We start from the raw sequence: 15,874 nt of genomic DNA, 5'->3' as shown, positions 1-15,874 counted from the left end.
TAACCAAGATCGCTTAAATATCGTTTTTAAATGTTATTTCAATTGAAATATTCAATGATAACCATCACTCAGCCACTATCACTGCGATTAATGTCTATGCTCGGCTCATTGCTTGTGTAATAGCGGAGAAAAAGGCGGAACTCGGTCCGCCTTTTGGGATGGAAAGCCTAATCAATGTTAAATGGCAAAATCTACGGTGGTTACGTCTCCATTAACTAATGTGACTTCTTTAACTTTCCCTGCGGGTTGTGGAATAGTCAAACCATCATACTGGATTGAATCGTCATCTGAGCCATTACAATAAAGTGCAATGGTGTAGTCTCCAGTTGGTAAAAAGCCAAATTCATATTCGCCAGAAATATTAGCTTCAGCTGTTGCATACGGTGCAATGGTTCCTTCTGGAACGTCGCTGCTAAATTCTTCATCTTCTTGATCATAAAGATCGCCAAGTTTACCTTGGTCTAAACTTTTACCTTGGTACAAATAAACGAAATTAGCATCTTCCAATGCACATACTGGAGCTGTCACTTTCAATGTTGCCGCCTTTTCATTATCAACAATCGTGACGCCATGAGGCTTGAGAATATAACCATTGTTATTATTTTGATTACCGCGCATCACTAAAGATTTACGTAAATCAAATTCAATAGTGAATGCTTGAGTCGCATCTTCACTTACCGTAAAGCCACCGAGTTGTAGTTTATTACTTGGTTGTTTTAGCGGTTGTGTCCCTTGAGCATCCACAACAAAATTGACATTAGAATCATCGCTAATGTGTAGAATTAAATTTTTATATTCACCGACTGGGATTGGTTGTTGGGTAATGATCAACTCAGAGTCAGACCCTTGATAATCAAGTAAATCCAGTTGCTGGTAATCCACTCCCGGAGAGTCTGGTTCGACATCTAACAAAACACGCTCACCGTTTTGTCGAATAAGTTCAACTTGAGTAAACGCGATGGTTACCGATTCAGCTTCATCGACTGGCGCATCGGATACGGCAAAAGAGACGTTAGCGGTTTTTTCGCTATCCGATGAGTCGGAGCCGCATCCGGTAAGAATTAAGGCTGACGTTGCTAACACTGCTGCTAAATATTTCATGATTACATCCCTATAAGATCTTTTTATATTGTAGAGATGAGTGTAGTGATAGGTTGCTCAGTTGTTAACAGGGATGTTCAAGGTTTAACATTTATTGACGTAGGATTGACGGGAAGATCCGAGATGTGGGGATGCTGCGCTCGTAAGCTGAAAAGTGGTTACGGTACTCGGTTTTCCGGCGTTTCACTGCTCGTGGCTGGGAAGGCTTGGTATATGGAGTGTTTTTATGTCGTGTAGAAAAACGTCATCCTGAATAACGACGAAGGAGTGTAGTTCAGGATCTCCCACCGCAATTTGAGTTTCAACATGCTGTGGGAGATTCCGTATCTTCTATACCAGAGCGACGAAAATCTTCTTCTCGCAACCCGAAGCGCAGCGCACTCGGCTCCCGCTCCAGTCTTTTCGCTTTTTCGAGCCACGAGCCGCAACGCGTCCGAAATACGAGTTACGAGCATGCTTTTCCTCGTAACTCGCTACCTCTTTTCTACTTCTTCGCTTTAGCAAACGCGGCCGCAAAAGCACCGCCCATTGCAGCATTCGCGGGTTCTGCTTGGCGTTGTGTTTGCTGCCTAGGCGCTTGACGACGATCGTTGCTCGGTTTCGCGCCACGTTGTGACGGTTGCTCGCCCGGTTCATCATTTAAACGCATTGTGAGGGCAATACGCTTACGCTGAATATCGACTTCCATCACTTTGACTTTGACGATATCACCGGCTTTCACTACTTCACGTGGATCGGCAACGAAGCGATCGGTTAAGGCGGAAATATGCACGAGACCGTCTTGGTGAACACCAATATCGACAAAGGCACCAAAGTTGGCCACGTTCGATACCACACCTTCTAAAATCATCCCGATTTCAAGATCTTTAACCTCATTAACCCCTTCGGCAAAGGTTGCGGTTTTAAACTCAGGACGAGGATCGCGACCCGGCTTATCGAGCTCTTTGATGATGTCGGTGACGGTTGGCAGACCAAAAGTCTCATCGGTGTAATCAGCGGCTCGTAGGTTACGCAAGAACTCACTATCGCCAATTAAGGTTTTCGTCGCTTTACCGGTTTGCTCGGCAATCTTTTTCACTACCGGGTAGGCTTCTGGGTGAACAGAAGATGCATCGAGCGGGTTTTTACCATCCATAATACGCAAGAAGCCAGCGCATTGTTCAAACGCCTTAGGCCCTAAACGAGGCACTTTTTTCAGTGCGGAGCGTGATTCAAAACGACCCAGCTCATTACGATAGTCAACAATGTTTTGCGCCATCGTAGTCGATAAACCGGCTACACGAGTTAATAGGGCGGCAGACGCCATATTGACATCGACCCCAACCGCATTCACACAGTCTTCTACGACGGCATCTAGGCGTTTGGCGAGCATTGACTGGCTAACATCGTGTTGATATTGACCCACCCCGATCGATTTAGGATCAATCTTCACCAATTCAGCCAATGGATCTTGCAAGCGACGGGCAATCGACACTGCGCCACGCAGCGATACATCCATTTCTGGGAATTCTTTGGCGGCTAATTCAGACGCCGAATACACCGATGCACCGGCTTCACTGACCATGATTTTTTGTACTTTTAAGTTGTGACGCTTGATGATGTCAGCCACTAACGTATCGGTTTCACGAGAAGCGGTGCCGTTACCAATCGCAATTAAATCGACATTGTGTGCTTTCACTAATTTCAAAATGGTATTGGTGGAAGCTTCCACTTTGTTATGCGGCTGATGTGGGTAGATAGTCTCTGTTGCCAGTACTTTACCTGTCGCATCGACTACCGCAATTTTTGAGCCGGTGCGTAAACCTGGATCTAAACCTAAAGTAGCGCGAGGGCCAGCCGGTGCTGCCATCAACAAGTCTTTTAGGTTAGTCGCAAATACTTCAATCGCTTCGATTTCAGAGCGTTCTTTCATCGCGCCCATCAGTTCGGTTTCAAGATGCATTGAAATCTTAATACGCCACGCCCAACTGATCACTTGCTTACGCCAGTTATCGGCAGGGGCATTGTTAAAGTGAATACGGTAATGCTCAGCAATAATGGTTTCGCAATAAGAGCCACGGACGCTTTCTTCTTGCGCTGGATCGGCGTTAAGGCTTAATTGTAAGAAGCCTTCATTGCGACCACGTAGCATCGCGAGCGCGCGGTGTGACGGCACGCGGCTGATAAGTTCGTTATGTTCAAAGTAGTCTTTAAACTTCTCGCCTTCTTGCTCTTTGCCGGTCACTACTCGTGATTGCAGTTCGGCATTTTTTTGCAAGTAAGTACGCACTTTGTCTAAAAGGTCGGCATCTTCCGCCATGCGTTCCATTAAAATGGCGCTCGCACCATCCAGTGCTGTTTTGGTATCGGCAATCGAATCTTTAATGTATTTTGCCGCTTCCACTTCAGGATCGAGTTGTGGGTTTTGCCATAACGCGTCGGCAAGTGGTTCAAGGCCAGCTTCAATCGCAATTTGCCCTTTAGTACGACGTTTGGGTTTGTAAGGTAGATAGAGATCTTCTAAACGGGTTTTGCTATCGGTGGCTAAGATTTCTTTTTCAAGCTCAGGGGTCAGCTTATCTTGCTCACGAATCGATTTAAGGATGGTTTGGCGGCGGTCATCAAGTTCGCGTAAATAGCTTAAACGGCTATCTAAATTACGCAATTGGGTATCGTCTAAGCCGCCGGTGACTTCTTTACGGTAACGCGCGATAAAAGGCACAGTGTTGCCATCGTCGATCAAGGTGACGGTAGCAAGAACTTGTTCAACGCGAACATTTAATTCTTGAGCGATGATCTGACAGATTTGGTTCTGTTGGCTCATGGAGTCTCTCTTTTATTATGATGCTTTTATTGCTTAGGATTCTGCAAGCTAATCCCTTAGGGAGCAAGGGATTAATCCTGAGTTGGCATGAAATTAACATAATTAATCTAAGCTAGAATAATAAAAAGCTTTAAAAACAAGTAAAATAACCTTAATTTCTAGTCGATTCTTTTTATCGGGATATTGTTGTGAAAACCAAACTGATCACCCGAGAGGGCTATAATAAGCTAAAAGCTGAACATGATCATTTATGGCATGAAAAACGCCCAGAGATCACTAAGATCGTGACTTGGGCGGCCAGTCTAGGTGATCGAAGTGAAAATGCTGATTATCAATACAATAAGAGGCTATTACGTCAAATTGATCGCCGGGTACGATTTTTACGTAAATTTCTGCCAGAAGTGACGATTGTGGATTACTCGCCGCAGCAAGAAGGCAAAGTGTTTTTTGGCGCTTGGGTCGAAATTGAAAACGAAGCCGGTGATGTGAAGTCATTTCGTATTGTGGGGCCGGAAGAAATTTACGGTGATGCGAAAGACTATATTTCGATTGATTCACCCATGGCACGCGCGTTGCTGAAAAAAGAAGTGGATGATGAGGTGGTGGTAAAAACACCAGATGGTGATAAAGAGTGGTTTGTAAACTCAATTCGATATCAAAATCCATAAAAAAGGTATGTATTTGTTACAAACTGGTACTTAGTTAAAGACAATAGACTTTGTTTTTAAGTATTCTGGTCGTTAGGCGTTTGGTGATTGTTAATGTCACCGATAGACAGTTAAATAGGAATAAATGAATGCAACAAGAAAATTATAAAATTCTAGTGGTTGATGACGATGCTCGTCTGCGTTCATTGCTTGAGCGTTATTTATCAGAGCAAGGTTTTCAAGTCCGTAGTGTTGCCAATGCTGAGCAAATGGATCGTTTATTAACGCGTGAAAATTTTCACCTAATGGTGTTGGATTTAATGTTGCCTGGTGAAGATGGCTTATCGATCTGCCAACGTTTACGTAAAGACAACAACCAACTACCAATTGTGATGTTGACCGCTAAAGGTGATGAAATCGATCGTATCGTTGGGCTTGAAGTCGGTGCCGATGATTACTTACCAAAACCGTTTAACCCACGTGAACTATTAGCTCGTCTACGTGCGGTACTTCGCCGCCAATCGGTTGAAGCCCCGGGAGCGCCAAGCTCAGATGAAGAAATTGTCAAATTCGGCGAATTTACGCTTAACTTAGGAACTCGTGAAATGTTCCGCGGTGAAGAGCCAATGCCATTAACCTCGGGCGAATTTGCAGTGTTGAAGATTTTGGTGACGAATGCACGCACGCCAATGTCTCGCGACAAGTTGATGAATATGGCTCGTGGCCGTGAATATTCCGCAATGGAGCGTTCGATTGATGTGCAAATCTCTCGTCTGCGCCGCATGTTAGAAGAAGATCCAAGCCACCCTCGTTATATTCAAACGGTTTGGGGATTGGGTTATGTGTTTGTGCCGGATGGGAAGAAGGTTTAATACGGAGCTCGTCGCTCGTTACTCGAAAAAGCGCAGAGCTGCAAAGCAACGCGCTTTTATTTTAATAGTAAATTACACTAATCAGATAATTTGTATTGTTGGAACAACTATCAGTAAGGTATTGAGGGAGCTCTCTTTGCTTTGTCTAGTTACGAGGAGCGAAGCTCCTTAGACTCGATATACGTGAACTTATTGACGGTTACTCTAATGACTATCAAACTTCTTTTTAATTATCAGTAACCTTTCTATTTCTTATTTAATCGGTACTTTCTCATGCTTCGCTTTCGCAGTTCTCGCACTCAAACCGTTTTTTTCTTAGTGGTTCTTCTGATCGCTAGCCAAGTTTTATCTTATATGATCGTGTTTAACTACGCGTTACTGCCGAGCCTTAAGCAGTTTAACCGGATTTTATCGCATGAAGTGCGCGTAATGTTAGATGAAGAAGATATGTTAAAAGGAACCGATGAGTCTGAGCGGCCGTTTCGACGGGAGTTGTTGGCTGAGTTAGGCGTCTCCATTTACCCGGATGATGCCCTTGAGGCTCAAGAGTTTTATCATGCTTCGGCGATTGATTTTTTAAGTGAAGAGATGAGTTCACAAGTCGGGTCTCCAACGGAAGTTAGGTTGATTCTAGGGCGTGAAAGTTATGTGCTGTGGCTTAAGATCGACAACTTACCCCATCGTTTAATCCGTATCCCGTTAACTGAATTAACCGAAAAAGATTTTGCGCCTTTATTCCGAAATAGCTTACTGATTGCCTTGTTACTGATTGCTGGCATGTGGTTTTTTATGCGCCTGCAAAACCGTCCACTGGTGGCGTTAGAAGCCGCGGCTAAAAAGGTTGGTAAAGGTGAGATACCTGAACCTGTGCCTGAAAAAGGTTCTACTGAAATTTTGGCAGTAACTAAAGCGTTTAACCAAATGTCAAAAGGCATTCAGGCTTTGGAAGAAGATCGCGCGTTATTGATGTCGGGGATCAGTCACGATCTACGCACCCCGTTAACGCGTATTCGCTTAGCCACTGAAATGATGTCACCGGAAGATGACTATCTTGCTGAAAGCATGATTAAAGATACTGAAGAATGTAATGACATTATTAGCCAGTTTATGGATTACCTGAAACCGGCACACACCAAAGATCACCAAGCAGTAAACTTAAATCAAATTGTGTCGGAAGTAGTAAATGCAGAGCAAGATAAACACAGTACCGATTTTGAATTGACGGTCACAGAAGATATTCGCCATGCTTTCGGTGAAGCGGTAGCGCTAAAGCGAGTGGTGTCTAACTTAATTGTTAACGCATTACGCTATGGCAATGGTTGGATTAAAGTATCTACCGGTATGACGGCTGATAATAAGTTAGTTTGGGTAACCGTTGAAGATAACGGTCCTGGTATTGATAAAGCACAATTGGCATCGTTATTTGAACCCTTCACCCGTGGCGATACTGCGCGAGGCAGCAGTGAAGGTGCAGGATTAGGGCTTGCGATTGTCAAACGAATTGTCAGCCAACATCAAGGCTTGATTGTCGTCACCAACCGTACCGAAGGCGGTTTGAAAGTGCAGATTAGTATTCCAACAGCGAAGAAAGAGAAGAGATTGGTTAGAGAAGGGTAAACAGGCTTTTCGTTACTCGTGCTTAGAGCGCTTCGCTTCTCGTTACTTGAAAAAGAAAGAGCTGAAGAATTATTGTGGCGAAGTCGAGTGTTTTGTGTGACGTGTAAAAACGGAAGCTAAAAGTGACGCGTCATCCTGAAAAGCGACGTAGGAGCGCAGTTCAGGATCTCCTACCGTCATTGAGAGGGTCAATCACGATAGGAGATTCCGTATCTTGTTCGCCTAGGCTCATGTACGGAATGACGGATTTTGACTTTCGAGTGGCGTGTTTTGTGTGGCGTGTAAAAACGGAAGCTAAAAGTGAAGCGTCATATATGGACCCACCCAGTTTGCAAGGAGGGCGTTCAGAATTCTGTGTCAGTTAATTTTGACTAAATATCTAAGACGTCATCCAAACGACCTTCAAAATGAATCGCCAGTTGAGACAATGTCATATTCCAGTTCTGGATTGGCATTGTCCACTTCTTAGACGCATTCAATATCCCAGCATACAACAGCTTAAGCAAGCTGTTTTCATTTGGAAAACCACCTTTAGTTTTGGTCAGCTTTCGAAACTGACGATGTACCGCCTCAATAGCATTGGTGGTATATATGGCTTTCCGAACATACTCTGGATATTTAAAGTAAACCGACAGGTTTACCCATTTATTACGCCATGAGCGTAATACTATTGGATATTGTTGGCCCCACTTAGCTTCTAATCGGTCTAACTCTATTTCAGCTGCTTCCTTAGTTACCGCTCGATAAACTGGTTTCAGATCTGCCATAAACTCTTTTTGGTGCTTAGATGCGACATATTTTATTGAGTTCCGAATTTGATGGACGATGCACAATTGAACTTCAGTATTTGGATAAATTGTGGCAATGGCTTCAGGGAAGCCAACCAAGCCATCTACGCAACTGATTAAAATATCCTCAACCCCTCGATTATGTAAATCAGTTAAAACTGATAGCCAATAATTTGCGCCTTCAGACTCTGATAGGTATAACCCAAGTAGTTCTTTTTTACCGTCGATATTCAAGCCTAAGATTGTGTATATCGCTTTACTGACATAACGACCATCCTCTCTAATTTTATAGTGGATGGCATCAAGCCAAATGAACGGGTATATAGCGTCTAATGGACGCTGCTGCCATTCTTTAAGCTCTGGTATTAAGCGGTCTGTGACAGCAGTAATTGTGGCCTCAGAGACGTCGATACCATACATATCTTCAACATGTCCTCGAATATCACGATAGCTCATTCCTAACGAGAACATAGAAAGGATTTTACGATCAATTTCATCAGTCAGCTTGGTTTGATTTTTCTTGATAAGTTGAGGTTCAAAAGAGCCTGAACGGTCGCGAGGAGTATCAAGTTCAAATGCTCCGACAGAAGACTTAACAGTCTTCTTAGAGGTTCCATTTTTACGATTTGGCTGGTCATCATTATCGATGTGTTGTGCAAGCTCAGCTTTTAAAGCAGCTTCCGTAATTTGCTTGATAAGAGGAGTTAAAAAGCCATCTTTGCCTGTTAAATCTTGTCCAGATTGAAGAGCTTTAATGGCTTGCTCTAGATCGAAATCATTATTCATGTGTCATTCCTTTTTTGTCTATTTTAGGAGAAATGACACAGATTTCTAAACACTACCTTTGCAAGTGATTTTGAGCGTTTAATAAAATAGTTATTGCCTTCATATATTCGGCTTATTAATAGGGCTTTAATCCCATAGCCTGGATGCAATCTGCTGCTACTTAACTTTATCATCCCGACGGCTTCTAAGAGCCTATGACGCAGGTAGTTTTTAAGTAGCTCAGTTTAACTGTTTATTATCCATTCAAACTCATTTCGCAACTGATGGTGAGTGTTTTACTCTATTACTTCTTAAACGTAATCGACTTGATAGCTTTCATTCTTGCTGATTACTGCCCAGACGATTCTTGCTAACTTATTTGCGACTGCAATACTGGCTTGGTTGTAATGCTTTTCTTTTTTAAGCCTTTGAGCCCATAGGCTCAATTTATCATCTTTCATTTCACAATATTTTAAAACCGTTCGAGCACCATGATTCAGTAAAGTGCGTAAATAAGGATTACCTCGTTTCGTTATCCCTAACAAAACGCTTTTTCCGCCAGTTGAGTGCTGTTTAGGCACCAACCCGCACCATGCTGAAAAATGGCGACCATTTGAAAAATTATGTCCATTTCCAATGGCAGCATAAAGTGCCGCTGCGGTGATAGGCCCTATACCAACAACGGTTTGGGCTCGAAGACAGATATCATTTAATTTAACCATGCCTTCGACTTTTTTATCATACTCTTTAATCACAGATTCAAGCTGTATGAGCTCTTCATAGAGTTCAGAGAATAAGGCTCGACTTGTACTGGTTAAATCATTTTCAGCATCTTCTAAAAACTCTGGCAATTCTTTCCTTAAGGCTGCTCTGCCCACCGATGAGATAATTAATCCATATTCTGCGAGCAAGCCACGGATTTGATTGCTGAGCTGTGTTCGACTTTGAATATGTCGGTCACGTACTCTCAGTAGCATTTGAACATCTTGTTGTTCTATTGTCTTAATCGGTACAAAAGTCATATTACTTCGTTGAGCCGCCTCCGCTATCGCTTCGGCATCATTGAAGTCATTTTTATTTTTTCGTCTATAAGGCACCACATATTGTGGTGCTATTAATTTTACTTCATGACCAAGCTCTTTGAGTTTTCTTCCCCAATGGCTTGCACTTCCACAAGATTCAATGACAACCAATGTTGGCTCTAATGTGCTAAAGAAAGGAAGAACTTCAGAACGAGTTAGCACTCGTTTTTTAACTTTCTTCCCGACTTGATTAACACCATAAAAATGAAACTTATTTTTTGCTATATCCAAGCCAGCTGTTGTAATCTTCATAGTGGACCTGCCCTTATTTGATGTAGTTTGACACTTTCATCATGGCTCATTGCGAAGCCGTATAAAAGGGTGGGTCCATTACATTATCCTGAAAAGCGACGTAGGAGCGCAGTTCAGGATCTCCTACCGTCATTGAGAGGGTCAATCGCGATAGGAGATTCCGTATCTTGTTCGCCTAGGCCCATGTACGGAATGACGATGTTTTATTGTTCTGTGAATTTACGCTTTTATCTTTTCCGAGTAACGAGCAGCGAAGCGCCCGATAAACGAGATTCGCTCCGCTTTTTAATCTTCCTTACTCGCTGGCAGCACCATACTCAATATAATCGCCGTGATACCGCCTGCTGCAACACCCGATGAGAAAATACTCTTAATAAACTCTGGCATAAATTGCAGTATTTCTGGTTTTTGAGCAATGCCGAGTCCCATTGAAAATGATAACGCCATGATCAAAATCGCCCGGCGATCTAAATCGACACGGGAAATAATGCGTACACCTGCCGCGGCGATGGTGCCAAACATCACGATAGTCGCCCCGCCTAAAACTGGCTCTGGAATTAGCTGAACAAAGCTCGCAACGCCCGGAAATAGTCCAAGAATAATCAACATGCCAGAAATAAAGTAACCAACATAACGACTCGCCACACCAGTCAGCATGATGATGCCGTTATTCTGGCTGAAGGTAGAATTCGGGAAGCTATTAAATACCGCAGCAATGGCTGAGTTCAAACCATCGGCTAACACGCCACCTTTGATACGTTTTAGATAAACAGGCCCATCGACAGGTTCGCCAGAAACTTCCGATGTTGCAGTGATATCGCCAATCGCCTCTAATGCTGTAATTAAAAAAATCAGTACCAAAGGAATAAACAAAGACCAATCAAAACCAAGGCCAAATTGCATTGGAATAGGAAGCGCGACTACCTCAGTATGAGCGGTTTGGCTGAAATCCAACATACCCATAAAGTAAGCCACAATGCAGCCAACCAACATGGCAATTACGATTGAGGCGACCCGTAAGTATGGATTTTTTGCTCGATTTAAAATTACGATTAAACCTAATACGACACCGGCAAGTGCTAGGTTATCTAAACGACCAAAGGTGTTGTTTTCCATGGCGCCATACCCACCACCAATCGAGACCAAACCAATTTGGATCAGCGTTAACCCAATTAAGGTCACCACGATGCCTGATACTAATGGGGTAATGATTTTTTGAGCATATTGCAGAATACGAGATAGGAAAATTTCCGCACTAGAAGCCACTAGAATGGTACCGAAAATCGCGGCCATCATGGTGTCTATCGAAGCGCCGCCAGCTTTTAAAGACAAGCCTGCGCCAATGATTGGGCCTAGGAAATTAAAACTGGTGCCTTGAATCGATAATAAGCCAGAGCCAACAGGGCCAATAGTGCGAATTTGGATAAATGAACAAATCCCCGAAGCGAACAATGACATGCTAATAATGGTATTGGTTTGTTCTGCGGGAACCCCTAAAGATTGGCAAATAATAAGAGAAGGCGTAATGACCGCAACAAACATGGCTAACAGATGTTGTAATGCCGCAAAAACGGTTTGTGGCAATGGTGGTCGGTCGTTGAGTTGATAAACGAGTTCTGTCGGGCGATGGGAGCTCATAAACTTCCTTATTATCCAAGTGATAGTTGACTGATACGTCAAGAATTTGCGCATATTATAAGAAGTTGTACAAATAAAGCAAACGATTGCGTGATGGCTCGGGTTCGGGGACGCTGCGCTCGAGAGCCGAAAAGATTGTTACGTGTGGTGTGTTTCGTGTCGCGAGTAAAAGCGGATGTTAAAAGTGAGGCGTCATCCTGAAAAGCGACGCAGGAGCGCAGTTCAGGATCTCTTACAGCCCTTGAGAGGGGCAATCGCGATAGGAGATTCCGTATCGTCTTGGCTTAGGCTCATGTACGGAATGACGGACTTTTGGTTTCGAGTGGTGTGTTTCGGGTTGCGAGCAAAAGTGGAGGTTAAAAAGTGAAGCGTCATCCTGAAAAGCGACGTGGGAGCGCCGTTCAGGATCTCCTATCGTTATTGAGTGAGTACATCGTGGCGGGAGATTCCGTATCTTCTTCGCTTAGGCTCATGTACGGAATGACGGACTTTTGGTTTCGAGTGGTGTGTTTCGTATTGAGTGTAAAAGCGGGTGCTAAAAGTTAAACGTCATCCTGAAAAGCGACGTAGGAGCGTAGTTCAGGATCTCCTATCGTCATTGAGTGAGTACATCGTGGCGGGAGATTCCGTATCGTCTTCGCTTAGGCTTATGTACGGAATGACGGATTTTTGGTTTTGAGTGGGATATTTCGTGTTGCGAGTAAAAGCGGATGCTAAAAGTGAGGCGTCATCCTTGAGGAGCTTTAGCGACATCAGGGATTTACATACAGCGCGAAATGATTAGATCCCGGATAACTCGTACCTCGTTTTCAGGATGACTGTATTTTTTGTTCCTAAGGTAGCTGTATCTTCATTGTGTTGGTCGATAGTGTAAAGGTAGAACCGATCTTCCTCAGGACCAGAAACTAGGGACTAGGAACCTTTATTTTTTTAAGCTTTTATCCTTTCCGAGTGACGAGCAGCGGAGCGCCCGATAGACGATATTCCTTTTGCTTTTCGCAACTCGAAGCGAAGCGCACTCGGTTCTCGCAACCGCTTTACGCTTTTACATACTCACTTCGTTCACCTAGCCAACGCTGAACGATGGCTTTTGCATTACTTGGGTATTGCTGATGGATGTGACGAGCGATGCGTTGCACTTCGGGGATCAAATATTGATCACGCAATAAATCGGCAATTTTAAAGTCTGCTAATCCCGTTTGTTTGGTGCCAAGGACTTCACCTGGACCTCGAATTTCGAGATCTTTTTGAGCGATGATAAAGCCATCATTACTTTCGCGCAGTACCCCGAGACGTTTTTGCGCCGTTTTGGACAGTGGGGCGTGATAAAGCAGTACGCAAGAGCTAGCCACCGAGCCTCGACCAACGCGACCTCGTAGCTGATGCAGTTGCGCTAAACCTAAGCGTTCAGGGTTTTCAATGATCATCAAACTGGCATTGGGTACATCAACCCCAACTTCAATCACCGTGGTGGCGACTAATAAATGTAATTCACCCGACTTAAATTGCTGCATGACTTGCTGTTTTTCAGCAGGCTTCATGCGGCCATGTACCAAACCAATTTTTAGCTCAGGTAGTTGGCGTTGCAATTCTTCAGCGGTATCGGCAGCCGCTTGAGCTTCTAATACTTCCGATTCATCAATTAAGGTGCATACCCAATAGGCTTGTTTGCCTTCTTCGGCGCAAGCCACTCGTACACGCTCGATAATATCTTTGCGGCGAGTATCGGCGATGGCGACGGTTTGAATAGGCGTTCGGCCCGGTGGTAGTTCATCAATGACAGAGGTTTCAAGATCGGCATAGGCAGTCATGGCCAGAGTACGGGGAATGGGCGTTGCCGTCATAATTAACTGGTGAGGGTAACTGCCTTGCTTCTTTCCTTTCTCACGTAACTCTAATCGTTGATGGACACCAAAACGGTGCTGCTCATCAATGATCACTAAGGCGAGATGATTAAATTCAACATGTTGCTGAAACAGTGCGTGAGTGCCTACTATCATTTTGGCCTCACCAGAAACAATACGTTCTAGCTGAGTTTGCTTGGCTTTCCCCGTTAATTTTCCGGCTAACCAACCCACGGAAATACCTAAAGGTTCTAACCATTGAGCAAAATTAATGGCATGTTGTTCTGCCAATAATTCGGTCGGGGCCATTAATGCAACTTGATAACCTTGTTCCAAAGCGTGAGTGGCGGCTAACACAGCAACCAGCGTTTTGCCTGAGCCGACATCACCTTGCACTAAGCGCATCATTGGATGTGGTTGTTGCAAGTCTTGTTCAATTTCACCCACCACACGAGCTTGGGCATTGGTTGGGCTAAAAGGCAGAGTAGCAAGTAATTGTTGCTTGAGCTGACTTGTACAGGTTAATGGTAAGGCGAGATCTTGTTGGCCTTGACTACGTACATCCAGCATGGATAGATTTTGAGCCAGCAATTCTTCAATAATTAATCGACGTTGAGCCGAGTGTCTACCTAGCTCAAACTGTTGCATATCAATATCTGGTGAAGGTCGATGAATCGTATGCAGTGCTTGGTTTAAGGTGATTTGATGGTCGTATAGCCCACTTGGCAGTAATTCGGTTACCGCCGAACTGTCTAATAACGCTAGGGCTTGGTCAGTTAAACTCTTGAGGGTATTTTGACGTAAACCATCGGTAGTGGGGTAGATAGGCGTTAAGCTTTGTTCGAGTTCTGGTGCATCACTACCATTTAAAAAATGATAGTCAGGGTGCATGATTTCAAGTCCCATGTTGCCACGCTTAATTTCTCCATAAGCATACAAAGGGCGACCTTCAGCAAAGCTGTTTTTCATGCCAGCATTGAAGTTGAAAAAGCGTAACGTCAATGTGCCATTACCATCGCTGACTTTAACGGTCAGCATTTTTTTACGGCCAAAGTGCGTATCACAACTCATCACTCGCCCTTGAATGGCGACAAATAGGCCGGTATGTAATTTGGCAATGGGATAGATGCGAGTACGATCTTCATAACGCAGCGGCAAATGAAAAAGCAGATCTTGAATTGAATGCAAACCTATCTTGGCGAGTTTTTCAGCCACCTTCGCACCGACGCCTGAAAGAGAGGTTAGAGGAACTGCGGAGAGGAGTTGTGATTGCATGTTGGTTCTCGGTTTTGGTTTAATATTCCTAGTTCCTAGTTCCTAGTTCCTAGTTCCTAGTTCCTAGTTCCTAGTTGCGAGGACGCTACGCTCGGGAGCCGAAAAGCGAAATAGCTGTTTTGTGTAGCATGATGCGAGAAGCATAGAAAAGCTTTTTCTCGCAACACGGAGCGAAGCGTGCACGTACCTCGCACCAATCTTTTGCTCTTCCTAGCAGCGCAGCGAATCTAGGGACTAATAACTAGTAACTTATTTATACCGAATCCCTTTATTCTTCCCATCTGGCATCGTTTTAAAGCGCTTATGTAACCACATCCATTGATCACCACCGCGTAGGATGAGCTTTTCAATGGTTTTATTCATGTGAATGGCAGCGCCTTCTGGGTCTCGGCGAGGGAAACCTTCGCTAATATCTTGCTCAATTCGGAAGTCATAACGGAAACCGACACGGAAGCAGGAAACAGGTAATACCGCGCATTTGCTAGCATCGACTAACACACTAGTACCAGTGGTAGTACAGGCATCCGGTACGGCGAAGAAAGGGACAAACACAGCATTTTTCGGGCCATAATCATGATCGGGCAAATAGAATAACTTTTTACCTTTTCGTAGCACCTTGAGCATACCTTTTACGTCTTTACGATCAACCATGATGTTGCCGTTACGAGTACGACCCCAATGCTGAATGAAGTTAAACACAGGGTTATTGTGTGGGCGATAAACACCATAACCTGGAGAAAAAAGGGCACAACAGCGAGCAGTTAGCTCGACATTCAATGCATGAACTCCGCAGATCAATGTACCGCGGCCTTGCTCTTCAAATTTAGTTAGGCGGTCAACGTGGTAATAACCGACGCGCTTTTTTAAACGCCAATCAGGCCAAAACCATGCAATAGCACTTTCAAAAATTGCAAAGCCAGTATTCTTAAAGTTCTCTTTGACTAAGTAGTCTTTGCGCGTGTTACTGATTTCAGGGAAACACAATTCAAGGTTACGTTGAGCCACTTTCACGCGTTTTTTGACCGCAAACATTGATAAGTAGCCGAGTGAGCGACCTATCCAATATAAAACTCGATAAGGGAGAACATTGACCAGTAAAGCGATGAATCCAAAGCCAAACCAAATGCCCCAATATTTAGGGTGAAGTAAGCTCATTGAAAACTTTGGTGGCACAAAATTGACCAGAGATT

10 protein-coding genes are annotated in these 15,874 nt (G+C 44.0%); 3 read left to right on the top strand and 7 right to left on the bottom strand.

The window, feature by feature from the left end:
- Positions 1-177 precede the first annotated feature (177 nt).
- Together VRUMOI_RS11770 and VRUMOI_RS11765 are read right to left on the bottom strand one after the other, a co-directional pair.
- Entirely contained in the window at positions 178-1,101 is a 924-nt protein-coding gene (locus tag VRUMOI_RS11770; RefSeq protein WP_089137727.1) for a DUF4382 domain-containing protein, read from the bottom strand.
- Positions 1,102-1,585: 484 nt separating this feature from the next.
- Complete coding sequence (locus tag VRUMOI_RS11765) at positions 1,586-3,904, bottom strand: Tex family protein (RefSeq protein ID WP_089137728.1); 2,319 nt, start codon at positions 3,902-3,904, stop codon at positions 1,586-1,588.
- A 188-nt stretch (positions 3,905-4,092) separates the two neighbouring features.
- Between VRUMOI_RS11765 and greB the strand changes: the two genes are divergently transcribed.
- From greB to envZ, 3 genes are all read left to right on the top strand, one after another.
- Entirely contained in the window at positions 4,093-4,572 is a 480-nt protein-coding gene (gene greB, locus VRUMOI_RS11760; RefSeq protein WP_089137729.1) for a transcription elongation factor GreB, read from the top strand.
- Positions 4,573-4,700: 128 nt separating this feature from the next.
- Positions 4,701-5,423: an osmolarity response regulator transcription factor OmpR gene (gene ompR / locus VRUMOI_RS11755; protein ID WP_089137730.1), complete on the top strand. Its 723-nt coding sequence runs from the start codon at positions 4,701-4,703 to the stop codon at positions 5,421-5,423.
- A 273-nt stretch (positions 5,424-5,696) separates the two neighbouring features.
- Positions 5,697-7,040, top strand: a complete 1,344-nt coding sequence (gene envZ / locus VRUMOI_RS11750) for a two-component system sensor histidine kinase EnvZ (RefSeq protein WP_089137731.1) — start codon at positions 5,697-5,699, stop codon at positions 7,038-7,040.
- Positions 7,041-7,411: 371 nt separating this feature from the next.
- On the opposite strand, the gene VRUMOI_RS11745 is transcribed toward envZ, so the two are convergent.
- The 5 genes from VRUMOI_RS11745 to lpxL form a co-directional block, all read right to left on the bottom strand.
- Positions 7,412-8,614: an IS256 family transposase gene (locus tag VRUMOI_RS11745; RefSeq protein ID WP_105903604.1), complete on the bottom strand. Its 1,203-nt coding sequence runs from the start codon at positions 8,612-8,614 to the stop codon at positions 7,412-7,414.
- Between the two features lie 290 nt (positions 8,615-8,904).
- The gene (locus tag VRUMOI_RS11740; RefSeq protein ID WP_110410663.1) at positions 8,905-9,927 is read right to left on the bottom strand and encodes an IS110 family RNA-guided transposase; all 1,023 of its coding nucleotides are present in this window, start codon (positions 9,925-9,927) and stop codon (positions 8,905-8,907) included.
- Positions 9,928-10,212: 285 nt separating this feature from the next.
- On the bottom strand, positions 10,213-11,565 hold the full coding sequence (locus tag VRUMOI_RS11735) for a uracil-xanthine permease family protein (RefSeq protein ID WP_162598373.1): 1,353 nt from the start codon (positions 11,563-11,565) through the stop codon (positions 10,213-10,215).
- A gap of 1,037 nt (positions 11,566-12,602) precedes the next feature.
- Entirely contained in the window at positions 12,603-14,684 is a 2,082-nt protein-coding gene (recG, locus tag VRUMOI_RS11730) for an ATP-dependent DNA helicase RecG (RefSeq protein ID WP_089138334.1), read from the bottom strand.
- 249 nt (positions 14,685-14,933) lie between these two features.
- The gene (lpxL, locus tag VRUMOI_RS11725; protein WP_408646273.1) at positions 14,934-15,869 is read right to left on the bottom strand and encodes an LpxL/LpxP family Kdo(2)-lipid IV(A) lauroyl/palmitoleoyl acyltransferase; all 936 of its coding nucleotides are present in this window, start codon (positions 15,867-15,869) and stop codon (positions 14,934-14,936) included.
- Between the last annotated feature and the right edge of the window lie 5 nt (positions 15,870-15,874).

This window comes from Vibrio rumoiensis (assembly GCF_002218045.2).
Classification (GTDB): domain Bacteria; phylum Pseudomonadota; class Gammaproteobacteria; order Enterobacterales; family Vibrionaceae; genus Vibrio; species Vibrio rumoiensis.
Note: the sequence above shows the minus strand (reverse complement) of the source record. Positions and strands in the feature narration are given on the sequence as shown.